Origin of the sequence: Paenibacillus tabacirhizosphaerae (genome assembly GCF_040812395.1) — a bacterium.
GTDB lineage: Bacteria > Bacillota > Bacilli > Paenibacillales > NBRC-103111 > Paenibacillus_E.
Map to the genome: position 1 here is coordinate 60,848 of NZ_JBFNXH010000004.1, position 17,263 is coordinate 78,110.

The following is a 17,263-nucleotide window of genomic DNA, read 5'->3' on the forward strand; positions in this document are numbered from 1 at the left end:
GATGGCTTTTCTAAAAAATAGGAAAACAGTTGTATTATTTTTAATATTCTTGATTTTAAGTACCGTGGGCGTGCTTGTATTTAGCAATCAAGAGATGATTGATAAGAGGCCCATGTTTCAAGGGGCAACTGCGATTGGCGTATTAATCGGGCAGTATGTCCAATTAAGTTGGATTTTTGTCTTGATAGGCGTAACATTCCTTTTTACCCGCAAGAAAACAGCGCCTGATCTTATAAGCCGTTCTCCTGAAAAGTCCGTTTCGCAAAAAGAAGCCTTCCTGATCCTTGTGTACAGTTTTGCAGTGCTATTGATCGGACATTACCTAGGCAAGTTGATGGGCTATCATGGTTTTGGTATGCATATGCATGGCAGTTTTTATGGCTTGACCGATCATGACCAAGTTTCACCGAATGAAATGATCGGGTGGACGTCATATAATTTCGTTTTCCTGTTCGTTATTCCGTATTTGTACACTAGGTTTCGTGGATATTCCCATGAATCCTTAAATCTAAAATCAATGAATCGCGGGCGTGACTTTTTCCTTATTTTAGTTATTCTAATTCTTGAGTCTTTATGGGAAATTTCAGTAAATGCGCAATTTTTTAAGCTTTCACCCCATCAAATGGTCGTTGGTGGCATGCTTGCATTTATATTGAACTTTTTAGGTACTGTTTTGCCGGCAATGTTCATCATTTATTGCTTTTTATTGCCAAGGTTTTATAGATTGACAGGCTCAGCGCTTGCTACAACCCTATTGGGAGGATTCACATATGCCGGATTTCATCTCTTCGAATACTGGACGGCTTACGATTCCTTAACAAACGCTATAATCTCGATTAGCCTGGTGTTTTTGCAATTCGTAGGACCTGGAATCATTAAGTCCTATCTTACACTAAGATCAGGTAACGCTTGGGTTCACGTCTGGTCCTACCATGCGATCGCTCCCCATGTCATTGCGGATACGCCTGAAATTGTCGATATATTTGAAATTCAGAAATAAAATAAACGATCAACTGGTATGGGTAGATGGCGAACTAAACATGAATGGAAGATTGCGGGTTCTTCCCCTTACGATCCGGCAGGATGTACTTTTCTCCCCACTCGCTCATACTGTCAAGAAATTCAATCATTGCTCGTCCAGAGGGAGTCAACCTATATTCCACTCTTGGGCGAGGCTCCGGGTATGAATGCCTTTCAAGTATCCCGTCACGCTCAAGCTCACGGAGTTGCTCTGTTAGTATTTTTTTCGATATAGATGGCAGATGCCGTAGCAGTGCGCTATAACGTATCGGTTCGTTATTTTTATATAAGTATCGATATATTGGAATTTTCCATCTGCCGCTTAACATAGAAAATACAACTTCAACCGGACAATCATTTAACTGAACGGGCATTTTCCCCACCCCCCTTTTCAACAATTATACATTATCATAATTACAAGTTTGGATACTAAAAAGTGCCTAATTGTACTCCATATTTTAAGTTTATATAATCACTCGTAGAGAGGAGTGGAAATGTATGAAAATTGGAATATTAGGTGCGGGAAATGCAGGTAAAATTTTAGGGAAAGGATTGATTATGGCAGGTTATCGCGTACTCATCAGCAGCCGAGAACCCCATAATCCGAAACATTCTCCTTGGAAGCAAGAAGTTGGTGAGTCGGGGGACATAGCATCTTTCGAGGATGCCGCCCAGTTTGGCGAACTTATTATTGTAGCACTTCCCTGGTCCTGTTTAAAAAATGTGCTTGCAACCATTGATCCTGTCTCTCTGAAAAATAAAACGGTCATTGATGTCAGCAATGCCGTATATTTTGACAATGGACCACGCTTACTGCTGGAAGATACATCAGCCGGTGCCATCGTCCAAGAGTTGTTGCCAGAAAGTCATGTTGTTAAGACACTCAATACAATAAGCGACAAGATCATGATTCATCCAAATTTTAAAGAAGGTTCGCCGATCATGTTTGTATCCGGGAACGATAAACCATCCAAAGATCAGGTTAGAACTCTGCTTAAAGATCTTGGTTGGACAATCATTGTTGATTTGGGTGACATTCGTCAAAGCCGCCTGCAAGAATCAATCATGCTTGCATGTGTAATTAGCGAAATTCAGTTACAATCGTCAGGATCTGCATTTGCGCTGCTGAGACATTGAATTATTCATGATGAAAAGACGATAGAGATGTGCGATGATCAGCGGGATCGAATCGGACACCTGCTGCCGTCGGAATGCAAACTGCATAGCAGACGTCCGGCCACCGGCAATCAAAAAATGCTCAATGCCATGCGTTGGGTGACCGATCAGGGGCGCTGCGGGAATGTCTCGGAGGATATGCCAAGGGGCAGAATCCACCTGTGGCTGGGTCAAGCCGAACGGAACGCAACAAAAGGCCAAGTGAAGCAAGGTAGCACCCGGAAGGATCGAATTGCAACCGTGTTGTTTGCACAGTGTTGAACCCTTGTTTGCGACGCAGTTATCTAGTGTTAATTACATGCTGAATAAATGATGAGACTAATGGATGTGGGCTCTCTTGAGTAGATCGGGATTGAGGCACGAACAAGGTGCTTATGAAAAAGGGGTGATCTTTCAACTCAACAATTCGCGACTCACCGTTCTCATCCACTCCTACAGTCTTTAATCCATTCTCATCTAATAACTTCTGATAATCTGGGTTTAATCCAAAGTTACAGTAATAATTCTCGGCTATTCGATCCTTCCGAAAAATTTTATAAACGATGGATTGCTTATCATTCAGAAGAATGTCTAATCTTTGCCCTACTAACGAGCAGGCAAGCTTGCTAATCACTAATTTAGATGCGTAAGGATCGTATTCAGCATGGTCTGCATCATCGATTTGTAATACATTTCGAGCAAACTCTATAACAACATGCTGATATCCCCCACATGTCCCCAGCAGAGGACGGCCGTTTTTTCTTGCATATTCAATGACATTCAGTGCCCCCCTCATACTTCTATATGGACTTCCGGGAGCAATCCAGAACCCATTACAACGGGAGATAATGCTATCAAAATCATGCTCTGCGTTCTCGGTTGATATCCATTCTGTTTCTATGGAAACATCTAGCTGCGTACATGAATGCACAATCGCTTGGTTGGTTGCTGTGTGCGGTATAAAAGTCGGATTAAATTCACCTATAATGCCTATTTTCACAAAAACCCTCCCTTTATTACTTTATTTCTCTACCACGGTAAAGCAATGAGTCGATACTAACCGACGTTGATGATATTGTCAATAATTCCCCCTTTAGTGCCATCACGTTTCTTATTCAACAACAACCTATCTCAACTGCCGGACTGTGCCTGGCTCGGGGTTCCTGCAACTGCTTTCTTCGAGTTCTTGTTTGCCAGCTGTTGAACGAAAAGCCCAAAGAGGACCGCAACAGGTCACTTGCTCATAACCTGCCACAGCCCTCCAACCCGCGTCCAACGCGGCCTTACAGCTTCAAGAACCCTTACTCTATACGTCTCTTTCAAAATTCGTCTGATCGCACCACCAAGTCTGGCAGTCTTATTCTCTTCGCTGATTAATCCAATAAAAAACCGCTGGTCAGGTTAGCCACTGTACCTGTCATCGCACCGGCATGCTCCGAAGCCATGAACACCGCAGTGTTGGCAACTTCGGCTAGCGTGGGAAGCCGTTTCAACAGCGTTCCTGCCGCTGCGCCGGCCATCATCTGCTCGATGCTGATGCCGCCAAGCTCGGCGACCGGGCCGAAAATGTCCCGCGTGTGGGAGCCTAACGCCTCCGCTTCGGGGATCATGTGAGATCGGAGACAGATGACGCGGATACCGCTTGGCGCAAGCTCTCCTGCCAAATGGCGGGAGAATGCTTCGACTCCCGCGCATGCGACGCTGTGTCCCATGTATCCTGGTCCCGGCATGAGCGAGACTGGCGTCGATAGCGTAAGAATGACGCCAGCTCCATTCCTTGCCATATGCTTCGCTGCGGCTTTCGCTGTAATGAAATTAGTTTGGGTGTAAGCCGTGATGGGGAGCACGTAGTCTTCCAGAGAAAGTTCCGCGATTGGCGTCCCCTGAACATGATAAATGCCTACAGCATTCAAAACAATGTCAATGCCACCCGCTTTTGCAGCCACAGCATCTGCATGCTGCTCGACTGATCGCTCATTAAGCGCATCGACTTCAGCAATTTCGGCTACGCCTCCCGCAGCCGTAATTTCACTTGCGACAGCCTGAAGCTTGGCAAGCGTACGACCTGCAAGGAACACTCTTGCCCCCTCTCGCGCGAAAGCACGGGCAACGGCACCGCCGATCGCCCCTCCTCCTCCATAAATCACAGCATTCTTGTTCTCAAGCAGCATTTTCAATGTAATTCCTCCTTTCCTGTTAGCATAGCTTGTTCCGACCGACGCGATTTCTTATCGATTGCTATTTTGCCGAGTTCGCTGTAGAAAATTGCTCATTAATACATGCAGGGAGATCAAGATAGGGGGATCGTCCAATCGGGGAGCGCTAAGCAGAATCTCTTGATGAGGTACTGGCGTAAAAGGATATACGAAAATCGGCTCCCTCTTTCTCCCCCGTAAAGTCGTGTGCGGAAGAAGAAAATCCGCAGCCCTCATCCCCCACGTTACTGATGTAGCCATAAGGTAATAGGTGCCGGGATTAACGTCTGCAATGGAGAACTCACCCGAATCGAATACCAGCGTTCCGTGCAAAGGAAGCCCTTCGGGGATTGGTTTCGCAAACAATCCAATGAAAATGACGCCCTCAAAAGGAATCTCCGTTCGGATCGTCCCTTTTATCGATGCGATGTCATTAACGACAGGCCATGGCGCGTGCAATTCATCTAGCTTTTTTAAGGACCCCAGTTGGTTGTCGGCTTGCAGCGCCTGACTCCGGAAGCTGAACGGCGTTACGCCTACCCGTTCGGTAAATCGGGTGGTGAACGTCCCCAAACTTTGCTGTCCTATCTCCAATGAGATGTCACGTACATTCAAATTCGTTCGTAGCAGCAAATCTTTGGCTTTTTGCAATCGGAGGGATGAGATGTAGTGTTGCGGCGTTAGTCCCGTTTCTTCTTTAAAAATGCGTGTAAAATGGAAAGGGCTGTAGGATACATAACGGGCTAATCGCGAAAGCGGTTCATCGATATGCCTGTGGATAAATTTGATAACCTCATAAATCTCTGCATACCGGAGTGACACCTTGATTACACCTACATTCTGCCTATAGTTATTAATACGTTTGAACAGTCTGCAAGCAGTGTTCACGGGTTCACTTGATCGTAAATTAAGGTTGGCCTACATTCGTTAGCGGGTATTCAACGGTTGGTGGAACGGATTGTATACATGTGGCGCATCACTATATATACCTTATTTTTCCATAAATTTATTGAAATTAAAAGCATAATTTGTTGTGTTTTTTTCCATAAATTTCTAGAATAAAAAGGAATTATAGTCACCAAACGAGAATGCTTACTAGATTAATCTTTGTATAAAGGAGTTCGGCAACAAGGAGAACGCTTCGCGGCCACAACCATGGCTCTCTCTGAAGCAAAGTCCGCCCAAGACCAGCCCTGCATAATGGTGCAACGAAAGTCGGATACATCTTCGTGCTTCCTGTTATTCTGTTCACGAGAGGAGGTCTGAAGCAAATATGGATTCGCTGAAGCACATGAACGCCGCGCTGGCGTACATTGAAGCGCGGCTCACAGACGACATCGATATGGCCGAGGCGGCGCGGATCGCGCTTTGCTCGGAGTATCACTTCACCCGGATGTTCTCGTTCCTGGCGGGCATTCCGCTGTCCGAGTACGTCCGGCGCAGAAGGCTGACGCGCGCCGCGGCAGAGCTGCGGCAAAGCGACACGAAGGTGATCGACATGGCCCTGAAGTACGGCTATTCGTCGCCGGACGCGTTTGCGCGGGCGTTCCAGCAGTTGCATGGTTCGACGCCTTCTGAAGCCAGGAGGCCGGGCGCGATGCTGAAAGCTTATCCGCCGATGACCTTCCGATTAACGATACAGGGAGGAAACGAGATGAACTATCGGATCGTAGACAAAGCAGCGTTCCGCATCGTCGGCTACAGCAAACGGGTGCCAATTGTATTCCATGGCGTGAACCCGGACATAGCAGCGATGTGGAATTCGCTGGACGAAGAGGAATTCGCACGCTTGGAACGGTTGTCGGACGTCGAGCCGGCGGGACTCGTCAGCGCATCGGCGAACTTCTCCGAGGGACTCATGGAGGAGCAAGGCGAGTTCGACTATTATATCGGCGCCGCGACGACGAATGCCTGCCCGGAGCGGTTCGTGGCGCTGGAGGTGGCGGCGACGACATGGGCGTTGTTCGAGGCGGTCGGTCCGTTCCCGACGGCGCTGCAATCGGTGTGGGGGCGCATCTATTCCGAGTGGTTCCCGACGTCCGGCTACGAGCTGGCGGCGGGGCCGGAGATGCTGCGGAACGTGAGCAAGGACACGAGCTCGCCAGCGTTTCGGAGCGAGATCTGGATCCCGGTAAAAAAGCGAGCGAGCGGATCGGAAGCATAATAGGCAGGGCAGTGGAGGGCTGTTTCGCGACAAGAAAGCTAGGTTTTGCAATACCGCTATGGTGGAGCGTCACGGCCCTTTGTCTGTATATACGCGTACGTTCGTGCGAAACAGTCACTCTGTCAGTACTTACAGAGTGACTGCCAGACCGGAGCCGTTGACCTCGTGTTGACTTCGAACATATACAAAAAGCCGCCTTGGCCCTCGGGCTACATGGCGGCATATTTGTCATTCGGATACTGCTATGTTTTCAGGATTCTTCATCTCCAACCGCCACCGAATTCCCCGCATAGCTAATCCAGTCGCTCCAGCTTCGTATTCCCCCACGAACCCCTATTCGAAAATAGTTCCAAAACTAAAAAATGGGGGTTCCGATCCACGCAGAGGGAATGCATCCGAGCATATGCCAAAGTCTATGTGAAGCTATCTCCCTTGGCTACGCTTGGGAAGACTTAGGGAGATAGAAGCCCATAGAAAACGCGGCTCGGAACAATATGCCTATCGAGCCAAAGCCAATCCTAACCGGAGGGCAACGAAATGCAACAAGCACCCTAGAGAAAACTGTGAACGCCAACAACATCAAACGATAGGTGAGATGAACCGATGGAAGTTGTTTGCAACTTGCTTGCACTACAACATCAAGTATTCTCTTATTTTGAGTAATATTACGGAAATTTTTTGCCCATAACATGATCAAGTGGAATAAAGCCAATCGTTCTACTATCTTTGCTATAGTTCCGATTATCACCCATGACAAATATATGGTTTTCTGGCACGACCCATTTTTTATTCGAGAAATCATTCATTGTCTCTTTTATATAGGGTTCATTTAATGGCTCTCCATTCCGATAAACCTTTTGATCCTTAAACTCTAGAACATCTCCCGGTTTGCCGATAACTCTTTTCACGAAGAATACTTCATCCGTATTATTCATTACTAATTGAAACAAGGGATATTCCACAACATCGTCCATAAAGGTTCGCTTTCTGTCAATACGGCTATCAATGATAACGATATCCCCATAATTAGGTAAGTATGAAAAAGTGTGAGGAAGTTTAGAAACATACACTCGTTCCTTATCGTATAGGGTCGGGTCCATAGAATGTCCCTCAACTTTGAATGGTTGAACGATAAATATACCAGCAAATAAAGTGATAATAAAAGCAATTCCTATCGAACTTATCCAGCTCCAAACTTTTTTTAATAAGCTCATAAGTAACTCCCTTTCATTTTTTCCATATTCTATCATAATCATGACATAAATTCATCTACTGCGATTGCCTGATTTTGATCACTTCCGGATATTCCGCAACGTTTTCAACATATTCTTGTTTGCAAGCTTGTTTGCAAAAGACCAAAAGAGGGCTGTGACAGGTTACTTGCACATAACCTGTTACAGCCCTCCAACTCGCGTCCGACGCGGCTTCTCAGCTCTTACTCTTCGCCCGTCGCAATCGGGTTCTCTTCCCAACTAATCCAGTCGCTCCAACTCAATTCCATGCCAGCCACCCCGTCTATACGGTCGTCCTCACGGGCGAGATGCTGGAATGAGGAAGTCAGACTGTCTACGAATTTTAATTGAATCGACCCATGCCGCTGAACTTGTCTAACTGCCGCAGTCTCTTTAACGGCTTCAGGCAGCACAACAACAATCCATCGCAAGTGCATATGTTCGAGGATCGGCAGAGCTTTCAACATCGAATCCAGATTGACGACCGTCTTTTCGACGATAAACCGATTATCGATCAGAAGGTGAAAGGGCTGCGTCGCCTCTTGCAATGCCAGGTGCGCATCCATAGCAATATCCCGGAAATCCTCCATTGTTACCACCGGTTCAAAATGCGTTAACGCCAAAATATGATTTGGCACCAGCCAACCTGCTTTATAGCGCATGCTTAACCCCCTTTGTTATGTGGTCAGATATATTGTCGACTATATGCCCATAGCGCCTCGGCTTCTTGGCCTTCGGGTAAAGGAACGCGGAAACGCATGGGGCGATCCTGCTTCCAATGCACCCCCGAATGTTTCTCCAAGATCAGTCGGCCTAGATAAGCGCTACCTTTGGCTATCGGCTGGCCGAATATTCGAGACAACAAACGGAACAGCAATGGCGCCTCTTGGAACAGATTCGTTCGAACCATTCCCGGATAGCAAGTATGCACGCGCAACCACGGATGTCGCTTGGCGAGCTCGGAAGCATAGAGATCGACCGCAAACGCTGCCTTCATCGCGGCCTGTAAACCGGCTTGAGGCTCAGCCCAAACGGTTGAAGCATTCTTGTGGACGCCATTGCCACCTACCATAACGATGCATCCGTCGGGTACGATTTTGTTCTGCTGAAGAAGCATCTCCGATAACGCGAATTTACTCAAATAGTTTGTTGCAAATGTCGTCTCCAACCCTTCATTAGTCAGCCGGACCTCCTTGTTGGTAGATATTCCTCCCGCACACAGCGCTAACGCATTAATTGGTCCTTCTATCTGTTCCACTAATCGACGTATATCCGACATCTTAGACAGATCTGCATGGAGGTAGTCCACCCCCAGCTCGGCGGTAATCTTTGCGCCTTGGGTTCGATTTCGACCGACAATCGTCACCTTCCAACCGCGTTCCGCGGCCAAGCGTGCCGTCCCGTAACCGATTCCGCTTGTTCCTCCCGTAACTACGATTCGCATAATCCCTCCACATTAGTTAGTATCCTAGCTATAAAACAAACGTTATTCATCTTCGTCCTTATACACGCACCATTACACTCACCTTCTCTCCGATTGTTAGGATGCTAGCTATAATTGAAGGCTAAAGCCCCTGTTAATAATATTCCTTATCCCCTAGATTCTTGGCCACTCGTTGCAGCCACTGTCCCAGCAAATCTCTCTCGGCTTGCGTGAACCCTTTAAGCATCTCGTTCTCGAATTCCAGAATAAGATCTACCAACTTACCGAACACCTCGTTGCCCTGCTGCGTGAGCGTCACAACGTTAGCCCTTCCGTCCGTATGGCTAGGCTTACGGGAGATGTATGACCGAGCCTCCAGCTTATCTAATATGCCGGTCAACGTCGCGGATGTAATCCCGCTATGATGCTGGAGCTTCTGCTGCTCCAACCCTCTGGATTGGGCCAAATAGCCCAGGATCTCGAATTGCGAAGTCGTCAGATTGAATGTGCTTAACCGCACGTCAAGCTCTTTGCGCATAATAATATAAGTTCTTTTCAAGTAAAGGATGGATTGAGACATGCGGTATGGCTCCATTCTGAGATCGTGTTAATATAATTAGCATCCTAATTATAAATCAGAAATTTCCAGAATGTCAACCGACTTCGCTTCATAAGTCAGCATAGCGGCAATCGAACCGATGGATTAATGTGATTGCGAATTGATGAAGACATAAATAATACATCGCCAGAGCGCATGGGCGACCTAGCGATGTATTCATTGAGAAAGTTCTGCTATACGTCTTTCTGTTCTTCTTCACCCTTCGCAATCGGGTTCTCCGACCACGAAATCCAATCGCTCCAGCTGCTTATCCCCCCACGAACCCCTATGCTCAGATGGTTCCGAAACAAAAAGGTGGGGGTTCCTATCCACCCGGCGGGAATGTTTCGGAGGACATGCCAGCGCTCATGTGCAACGGCCTCCCTTAGCTACGCTTGGGAGCACTTTGGGAGCAAGAAGCCTGTAGGCGACGGGGCTGTCGGAACAATTTGGTTTGAGCCAAGGCGAGCCATCCACCTGTGGCTGGGTTAAGCCGAACGCAACGCCAAGGAAAGGCCCAAGTAAAGCAAGGTAGCACCCGAAGGGGAGAGGGGCTGGGTTGTGGGCGGACTAGGTTTGTGGATGAATAATCTCTGTCGAATCTCGCCTAGAACGTCGATCATATCTACCTTGACAAGCCGACCAAGCCACTCGTATGATGCCTTATAAAATTCAAGGGCATGGTTCACCTGGGTTTTACCTTCTTTTCCGGGTTTGTCCCGCCGGAGGCTGTCTGTACTCTTAGTTGAGTTTACGGATCATCGTAGCCTGGCTAGGGATGAGGATTCGAAACCCCGATCGCGAGGTTAGGCGCTCTTTTACTTTGCGTATTTCCAGAATCGACCTTTGCCTTCGGCGATCCATTCCAGGGCTTCATCTATTCGCTGTTGTCGTGTGGCATCGGTCTTTGCGCTTTCAAGCCATACGATGTAGTTCTTGCGGAATGACGGTGATTGGTTCTCAAAAACTTGTTGAGCAGTAGGATTTTTCGATAGTGCTTCTAGGAAATATGTCGGAGTTTCCACTGGGTTGCTGCCCGGCGCTGCTTTGGCTGTCTTGTCAAGTTTCACCCCTCGGTCATTTAAATCCATCGCTTCTTTGATAAAGCCTGCGAGTTCTTCATCTGATGGCAGCTCAGACATACTCGTGATTCTGCTCATAAATCGCTGGCCTGGCTTTACCTTCTTGCCACCAGCAAATCGGGGATCGCTCATGAACTCAGATTTTATGAATGTGAGCGAACAGTGGTTTTTAGATGAAGCTAAAACGCACATGAAATCGTTTTTGTAATCAAAATGTGGGATGGCGTACTTAATTGATTCCACTACATTAGGGCAGTTTTTGTGTATCTGCTCTCTAAGATGATTGAGGATTGGTCTGGCAGAATCCTCAGAGTTTTCGATGTACTGTGTAACTTTTGGGTCAGTGCTCTCTAGTGCCATTTTATATATTCTCCTTCCGGTACATTGTTAAACGTAGCGCAAATGGGCTTTGTAAACCCGATCGCGAGTAACTTCTTTATGGGGCTAGACTGGCATGTAATTGATACCAATTTTGTGACCGTTGCTGGAGAGGGGCCTGTTTGCAAGGTGTTGAATGGTTGTTTGCAAACCATCATAATCAAACTATCGTTCTAACTGAATATTGAGAGGGTATCTCACCATCAGAATAGTAGCGAATTCCTTTCCCCTGCTTTTGGGCATACTCAATTTCTTTACTTGTGCTGTTACCTATATAACCATCTACATCGATAACGAATATTTCGTCGGAAATATCAATTTTTCTAAAATGTATGATCCCTTGAAGTGTTAGAAATGAATTTGCTTATTCGAACTCATCCTTGAATTTTGTTGAACCGCATAACCTTATTACCTTCATGATTACATCCTTTCTCAGTTAAATCTCACCGTTAGTGTGGCTCTATACCTTGTCCGCTTGGATTCCCAGATTTTATTATTATATATGAACCAGATCATTGCCGCCATCCTTTGGTGGCTTTTTTGCACCCATTTTGAGAGGAGTGATTCATATGACACACTCGACAGCAACACGCGAACGTTTAACTTCCGCTGCGGTCATCTTGCATCATCCGCTTGATTATTCTTCAACATCTTTCTCCGAGCCAAGGAAAGCGAAGCTAATTGCTCCCAAGGTGATCGTCCACTTGCTCCGCACGAAAGGCTGCACCGCGCCTGTTTGTGGATGACCGGAAGCACAACCGACAAGTGTCCAACAACTACCCGACCCGACTAATCGACTATGGCTCGTTCTAGGGTTCTTGGAACTGCTTTCTTCCAGTTCTTGTTTGCAAGCTGTTTGCAGAACAACCCAAAAAGGGCCGCAACAGGTCACTTACTCACAACCTGTCACAGCCCTCAACCCGCGTTCGATGCGGTCTTACGCCTTTTCTTCTTCGCCCGTCGCAATCGGATTCTCGCTGTAAGAAATCCAATCGCTCCAGCTTCCGCTGTACAGCTTCACGTTCGCAAAGCCCGCTTCCGTCAGCCCGAGTACGTTCGGGCAAGCCGTCACGCCGGAGCCGCAGTACACGATGATTTCTTCCGCATCGCGAAGCGCTGCGAAATGCTGCTCCTGCTCCTCGGCTGTGCGCCATGCGCCAGTCTCATCCAGTACGCCCTTCCAGAAGAAGTTGCGCGCTCCCGGAATGTGTCCAGCAACCGCATCAATTGGCTCTTCGAGGCCAAGGTAGCGGCGCTCTTCGCGCGAGTCGACGAGTACCGTCCCTTCGCGGCCGAGCTTGTCCTTCACTTCATCCATGCTCGCGAGCATGGAGCGTTTCACTTTCGGCGAGAAGGTGCGCGGGAATGCCGCCGGCACTTCATCAGTGACTGGGTAGCCGGCCGTTTTCCATGCGGTATACCCTTGATCGAGCACGTATACCTCGGAATGGCCAAGGAATTTGAGCATCCACCATAGACGCGAAGCCATCGCTCCACCTTGATCATCGTAGGCGACGACCGTTTTCGTCCCATCGATGCCGAGATTGCCGACAAAGATTGAGAACGCGCCTAGATCCGGCAGCGGATGACGGCCGCCGTGCGCCATTTTGGAACCGGAGAGATCCTTCTCCAAATCCACATATACAGCTCCGGTTATATGATCCTTCGAATAGTGTTCTCTGCCTGATTCCGGTTGTCCTAGCGCAAAACGGCAATCCGCGATCACGATATTCGCGTCGCCCAGTTGGCCGAGCAGCCAAGAATGACTTACGATATTTTCCACAGGATGAAGGCCACCTTCCTACATAATTAGTCGCCGATGCCAATAGTCGGATTAATTGAATAACTTAACCATTCGCCCAGCTCTCCACCCATTTTATCGTAAAATTTATGCGCGCGGAAATTTTCTTTATGCGTGGTCCAGGATAAATTCGCATAGCCGTTTCTCGCCGCGTAACCTTTGCATGCTGCGAAAAGCTTCGCTGCGGCACCTTGCCCCCGCTCCGCCGCAGCCACATACAGATCATTCATGATCGCAATTTTCGAGGCGCGAAGCGTGCTGTACGTGAAATACAAGGTGGCGAAGCCAACAAGTGTGCCTTCTTCCGTTTCAGCTACGAACTGAAGGCCTTCTTTCTGCTCCAGCAGGGTATGGATCAAGCTGTTCAGCTTCTCGTCCTCAGGCTGTCTATATTCATAAAAGTCGACAATATAAGCGAGCATCAGCGTTTTTAACGGTGTGACATCTTGCATCGTTGCTTCTCGAATTGTTACTTGGGTCATCGCTATGACCTCCTATTCCAATCTAGGATATAGTTCTATTGTACGCTATTTCAACCCACTTTGAATGGAGGAATCGTCAGAAAATTTGCACTCGTCCACATGCTCACTTTTACCTTTCTTCCATTTCTTTTTTATAGAGCAGATAGATCAGCCCAATAAGCAGCATACAAAAACATCCGGCAAAATAAAACAGAGCAGCCATGTGTAGCGTGACCGCGTAATAGGTGAAGGAAAAGAGCACAAAACTAATAAAAAATACAATCATTAACGCATTCGTCCGAAGACTCCGCGAGCTGTGAAAGGGCTCCATTCGAACCGTAAACCCTAATCTCTTCTTAACGAGCAGGTAACTGGTCAGGCAGGCGAGCGTTCCGGCTATTAGTTTGAGCAATAGATGAGACAATAGATTCACGCCATAAAAATAATCATGCAAAGGTACAGGTGTCAGCCGAATTGCCATAAATAGAGCGATGGCTAAATAAATCGTATAGCCAAGCGCGCCCAGAAACGCTACCATAAGCGAGTGGAGCTTCCGTACACGGAACATCACATGCACAATAACAGCTTGCAGCAGGATAAACACAAACGGATTAAACGCTTCGGCATGCAAGACGGTAAATAAAGGACTCAGGCAAGATAATCCAAAGATAGCCAGTAACAGAAACGGCCATTTCGATTTCAATGGGATGCGAAAGAGACTAAGTCCAAGCAGGAGCATGGAGAACTTCGTAAACGTGCTGATCAGTATATCAAGCAAAACCATATAAACCTCCATCTGACAAAGAAGGGTGACCGGATAACCATGAATCACTCTATGAAATGGCGCTTGGTTCCACTCACAGAGTCCTTGGGACAAGAACTGTGTAGATGGAACTATCCGCAGCCTTATGATATTTATAATTGGCCCGCTTGGGAAACCATGCTGCGCGATGACTTTGAATTCGCCAATCTGTCCATTCGTGCTCAGCAATATGCGGCTGCCCTCGACGAGCGGGAGCAGTTGTGCGGATACGCTCAATTTTTCCCGATTGTCGGCGTCACACGCTTAGGCCTTGGACTGCGCCCCAACTTATGCGGCAAAGGAAAAGGACTTGGCGTTTATTTGACGGAGCTGCTCGTTCAAGAGGCTCTGCGCAGAGCGCCGCAGAACGAAATTGATCTGGAGGTACTCGTCTGGAACGACCGGGCCATCCGAACTTACGAGAAGGCCGGTTTCGCCATCACGGATACGTATGAGAGGAACACCCCAACGGGAATCGCGGAATTTCACTGCATGGTATACAGCGGATAAACTGCAAGGAATGACTCATCTAGTCGGGCGCATCGGCGCGTAGGTAGGCCTCCTCGAACTGGGCCGCTGTGCTGAAATCCAGCTCGGTCAAGCCTCCTGCGTGCCAGGAGGTTAAGCGCAGCGTAACCATTTTGTAATCGATGGCGATCATCGGGTGATGGTTATTCTCCTCGGCGATGCGGGCAACCTCGTTCACGAAGCTGATTCCTTGCAGAAACTCAGCAAAGCGATATTTGCGGACGATCCATTTATGATCGTCAGTCTTCCACCCGGACATCGTCTCTATCCCAAGCCTCTCATCGATCTCGGAAGATGTCAGTTTCACGCGCTTCCCCTCCCTTTAAACTACTCGAATTCATAAGCGGCAACGCCAACTTCACTTTCACCGGCATACGTACGCAGCAGTTCGAGGAAAGACAGGCCATAGTTGCGGAACTTCACTTCACCGACACCCTTGATCTTCAGCATGCTAGCTGCTGTGGTCGGACAAACTTCGCTCATCTCCCGCAGCGTGCTGTCAGAGAAAATGAGATACGGCGGCACCTTCTCGCGCTGCGCGATTTCCCGGCGAAGCAGTCTTAGCTGCTCGAACAAGGTATTGTCGATAGCGGCTGCCCGCTGCTGCTGCTTGCGCACCTTCTGGTACACCTGAAGCTTGCCTTGCAGCACCTCCGCAGCAGGCTGCATCAGCTTTACAACCGGATATTGGCCATCAGACAAAGCAAGATAACCTTCAGAAATCAGCACATTGATCAGGTCGGAGATTTCCTTCTCCGGCAAATCCCGCATAATGCCGTGCGTCGGCAGACGATCGAACCGATAGTCGACGATTTTCTTCGCCTTGGATCCTTTGAGAACTGAAGCCACCATCGAAATGCCGAAACGTTCTTGCATGCGGCGGATGCAGGAGAAGATTTTTTGCGCTTCCACGGTAATATCCACGCTGTCCCGATCGTCTTTGCAGGAGCTGCAATTGCCGCACGTATCTTTCACGTTCTTCTCATCGAAATAGTGCAGAATCACGTTGCGCAAGCAGCGAGGAGAATAGCAGTAGTCGATCATCGTCTGCAGCTTCTTGTACTCGTTCGCCTTGCGCTCCGGCGCGAGCTGATTTTGCTCGATCAGGAACTTCTGCGTCATAATGTCCTGTGCGCTGAACAGCAGAATGCACTCCGAAGGCTCGCCGTCACGCCCGGCGCGACCGGCTTCCTGATAGTACGCCTCCATGTTCTTCGGCATATTATAGTGAATGACATAGCGCACATTGGACTTGTCGATGCCCATCCCGAACGCGTTCGTCGCGATCATCACGCGAATGTCGTCATATAGGAAAGCCTCCTGCATGTAGGAGCGCTCCTCATCGGATAAGCCCGCATGATACTTGCCTGCGGCGTATCCTTTTTTGCGCAGGAGCTCATAGAGATCTTCCACATCTTTGCGCGTCGCGGCATAAATAATGCCCGGCTGATGCGTATGTTCTTTCACATAACTCTGAACATAGTCGCGCTTGTTCTCGCCTCGCAGGATCGTCAGCTCCAGATTATCCCGGCTGAAGCCGTTAATATAAATGCCGGCTTCATCCAGCTCCAGCAATCTGGCGATATCCTGTGTCACCTCAGCCGTGGCCGTGGCCGTAAACGCCGCGACAATCGGCCGGTTCGGCAGCTCGCGAATGAATGGGGCGATGGACACATAGCTCGGCCGGAAATCGTGTCCCCACTGGGACACGCAGTGCGCCTCGTCAATCGCCACAAAAGGAAGATTGAGCGCAGCCATCCGCGCGCGGAATCTCTCCGATTCGAGCCGCTCCGGCGCAATGTAGAGCAGCTTATACTTCCCTTGCATAGCGCCCTGCATGCGCTGTTCAACCTCTCGCGCTTCCAAGGTGCTGTTAATGAATGTTGCCGGCACCCCAAGTACGCCCAGGGCATCCACCTGATCCTTCATCAACGAAATGAGCGGTGAAATCACGAGCGTCACGCCCTCCATCAGCAGGGCAGGCACCTGATAACAGATCGATTTGCCTCCGCCCGTCGGCATAATGCCAAGCGTATCTCGACCTTCCAGCAGGCTGGTGATAATATTTTTCTGGCCCTCCCGGAACTCCGGATAGCCGTAAACCTGCTGTAGAACTTTTCTTGCTTCAGAGAGCATAGCTTTGTACACCTTTCTATAGCCAACTATGTTAAACGAAAACCATGTTCGTCGCCTTGAATTTACTGTTTTATTACTTGGTTACAGGCACTTGGAGGAACTTGAGTGCGTTATTTGCCCCAAAACCATCAGAATGCAAGGTCACGCGGAACAAGGATTCGTTATTTCGTATATCCCAGCATCCAAGAGCCCTATTTCCCCCAAAATGACGCACTCCTGTTCCGCAAATGCTGGACGCAGGGCGCTTTTCCCCGCAATAGCGAACTGTAGTTCCCCAATAACGAATAA

General features: G+C 48.3%; 20 protein-coding genes and 1 pseudogene. 6 read left to right on the top strand and 15 right to left on the bottom strand.

Features of this window, described 5'->3' with window-relative positions:
* The first annotated feature begins 1 nt into the window (after position 1).
* Positions 2–1,000, top strand: coding sequence for a hypothetical protein (locus ABRS97_RS08790; protein ID WP_367812989.1), 999 nt, complete (start codon positions 2–4; stop codon positions 998–1,000).
* Between the two features lie 34 nt (positions 1,001–1,034).
* On the opposite strand, the gene ABRS97_RS08795 is transcribed toward ABRS97_RS08790, so the two are convergent.
* Complete coding sequence (locus tag ABRS97_RS08795; protein ID WP_367812991.1) at positions 1,035–1,394, bottom strand: winged helix-turn-helix transcriptional regulator; 360 nt, start codon at positions 1,392–1,394, stop codon at positions 1,035–1,037.
* 124 nt (positions 1,395–1,518) lie between these two features.
* Here ABRS97_RS08795 and ABRS97_RS08800 point away from each other — a divergent pair, with 124 nt between their 5' ends.
* Together ABRS97_RS08800 and ABRS97_RS08805 are read left to right on the top strand one after the other, a co-directional pair.
* Positions 1,519–2,157 carry an NADPH-dependent F420 reductase gene (locus ABRS97_RS08800; RefSeq protein WP_367812993.1) on the top strand — a complete coding sequence of 213 codons (639 nt, stop codon included), beginning with the start codon at positions 1,519–1,521 and terminating at the stop codon, positions 2,155–2,157.
* Between the two features lie 27 nt (positions 2,158–2,184).
* The gene (locus ABRS97_RS08805) at positions 2,185–2,457 is read left to right on the top strand and encodes a hypothetical protein (protein ID WP_367812995.1); all 273 of its coding nucleotides are present in this window, start codon (positions 2,185–2,187) and stop codon (positions 2,455–2,457) included.
* Positions 2,458–2,476: 19 nt separating this feature from the next.
* Here the strand turns inward: ABRS97_RS08805 and ABRS97_RS08810 are convergent, their stop codons facing one another.
* From ABRS97_RS08810 to ABRS97_RS08820, 3 genes are all read right to left on the bottom strand, one after another.
* The gene (locus ABRS97_RS08810; protein ID WP_367812997.1) at positions 2,477–3,175 is read right to left on the bottom strand and encodes a CTP synthase C-terminal region-related (seleno)protein; all 699 of its coding nucleotides are present in this window, start codon (positions 3,173–3,175) and stop codon (positions 2,477–2,479) included.
* A 373-nt stretch (positions 3,176–3,548) separates the two neighbouring features.
* Positions 3,549–4,346, bottom strand: a complete 798-nt coding sequence (locus tag ABRS97_RS08815) for an SDR family NAD(P)-dependent oxidoreductase (protein ID WP_367813608.1) — start codon at positions 4,344–4,346, stop codon at positions 3,549–3,551.
* A 57-nt stretch (positions 4,347–4,403) separates the two neighbouring features.
* Entirely contained in the window at positions 4,404–5,192 is a 789-nt protein-coding gene (locus ABRS97_RS08820; protein WP_367812999.1) for a helix-turn-helix transcriptional regulator, read from the bottom strand.
* Between the two features lie 451 nt (positions 5,193–5,643).
* Here ABRS97_RS08820 and ABRS97_RS08825 point away from each other — a divergent pair, with 451 nt between their 5' ends.
* Entirely contained in the window at positions 5,644–6,534 is an 891-nt protein-coding gene (locus ABRS97_RS08825; protein ID WP_367813001.1) for an AraC family transcriptional regulator, read from the top strand.
* Between the two features lie 665 nt (positions 6,535–7,199).
* Here ABRS97_RS08825 and lepB read toward each other — a convergent pair.
* The 6 genes and pseudogenes from lepB to ABRS97_RS08855 all read right to left on the bottom strand — a co-directional run bounded on the left by lepB (position 7,200) and on the right by ABRS97_RS08855 (position 11,665).
* The gene (gene lepB, locus ABRS97_RS08830; RefSeq protein WP_367813003.1) at positions 7,200–7,748 is read right to left on the bottom strand and encodes a signal peptidase I; all 549 of its coding nucleotides are present in this window, start codon (positions 7,746–7,748) and stop codon (positions 7,200–7,202) included.
* Positions 7,749–7,969: 221 nt separating this feature from the next.
* Positions 7,970–8,428: a hypothetical protein gene (locus ABRS97_RS08835; RefSeq protein ID WP_367813005.1), complete on the bottom strand. Its 459-nt coding sequence runs from the start codon at positions 8,426–8,428 to the stop codon at positions 7,970–7,972.
* Between the two features lie 23 nt (positions 8,429–8,451).
* Positions 8,452–9,210, bottom strand: coding sequence for an SDR family NAD(P)-dependent oxidoreductase (locus ABRS97_RS08840; RefSeq protein ID WP_367813007.1), 759 nt, complete (start codon positions 9,208–9,210; stop codon positions 8,452–8,454).
* 133 nt (positions 9,211–9,343) lie between these two features.
* Positions 9,344–9,769, bottom strand: coding sequence for a MarR family winged helix-turn-helix transcriptional regulator (locus tag ABRS97_RS08845; protein WP_367813009.1), 426 nt, complete (start codon positions 9,767–9,769; stop codon positions 9,344–9,346).
* An 836-nt stretch (positions 9,770–10,605) separates the two neighbouring features.
* Positions 10,606–11,229, bottom strand: a complete 624-nt coding sequence (locus ABRS97_RS08850; protein ID WP_367813011.1) for a YdeI/OmpD-associated family protein — start codon at positions 11,227–11,229, stop codon at positions 10,606–10,608.
* 178 nt (positions 11,230–11,407) lie between these two features.
* Positions 11,408–11,665 (bottom strand): annotated as a pseudogene (locus ABRS97_RS08855) (hypothetical protein).
* Between the two features lie 151 nt (positions 11,666–11,816).
* On the opposite strand from ABRS97_RS08855, the gene ABRS97_RS08860 reads away from it, so the two are divergent.
* A complete protein-coding gene (locus ABRS97_RS08860; RefSeq protein WP_367813013.1) occupies positions 11,817–11,993 on the top strand; it encodes a hypothetical protein in 177 nt (58 codons plus the stop codon).
* 191 nt (positions 11,994–12,184) lie between these two features.
* On the opposite strand, the gene ABRS97_RS08865 is transcribed toward ABRS97_RS08860, so the two are convergent.
* The 3 genes from ABRS97_RS08865 to ABRS97_RS08875 form a co-directional block, all read right to left on the bottom strand.
* The gene (locus ABRS97_RS08865) at positions 12,185–13,030 is read right to left on the bottom strand and encodes a sulfurtransferase (RefSeq protein ID WP_367813015.1); all 846 of its coding nucleotides are present in this window, start codon (positions 13,028–13,030) and stop codon (positions 12,185–12,187) included.
* A gap of 26 nt (positions 13,031–13,056) precedes the next feature.
* Positions 13,057–13,530, bottom strand: a complete 474-nt coding sequence (locus ABRS97_RS08870; RefSeq protein WP_367813017.1) for a GNAT family N-acetyltransferase — start codon at positions 13,528–13,530, stop codon at positions 13,057–13,059.
* 109 nt (positions 13,531–13,639) lie between these two features.
* Positions 13,640–14,293, bottom strand: a complete 654-nt coding sequence (locus ABRS97_RS08875) for a hypothetical protein (protein WP_367813018.1) — start codon at positions 14,291–14,293, stop codon at positions 13,640–13,642.
* Positions 14,294–14,332: 39 nt separating this feature from the next.
* On the opposite strand from ABRS97_RS08875, the gene ABRS97_RS08880 reads away from it, so the two are divergent.
* Positions 14,333–14,821, top strand: a complete 489-nt coding sequence (locus tag ABRS97_RS08880; RefSeq protein ID WP_367813019.1) for a GNAT family N-acetyltransferase — start codon at positions 14,333–14,335, stop codon at positions 14,819–14,821.
* Between the two features lie 19 nt (positions 14,822–14,840).
* Here ABRS97_RS08880 and ABRS97_RS08885 read toward each other — a convergent pair whose 3' ends face one another.
* Together ABRS97_RS08885 and recQ are read right to left on the bottom strand one after the other, a co-directional pair.
* The gene (locus ABRS97_RS08885; RefSeq protein WP_483312433.1) at positions 14,841–15,146 is read right to left on the bottom strand and encodes a 4a-hydroxytetrahydrobiopterin dehydratase; all 306 of its coding nucleotides are present in this window, start codon (positions 15,144–15,146) and stop codon (positions 14,841–14,843) included.
* Positions 15,147–15,166: 20 nt separating this feature from the next.
* Positions 15,167–16,975, bottom strand: a complete 1,809-nt coding sequence (recQ, locus tag ABRS97_RS08890; RefSeq protein ID WP_367813021.1) for a DNA helicase RecQ — start codon at positions 16,973–16,975, stop codon at positions 15,167–15,169.
* Positions 16,976–17,263 lie beyond the last annotated feature (288 nt).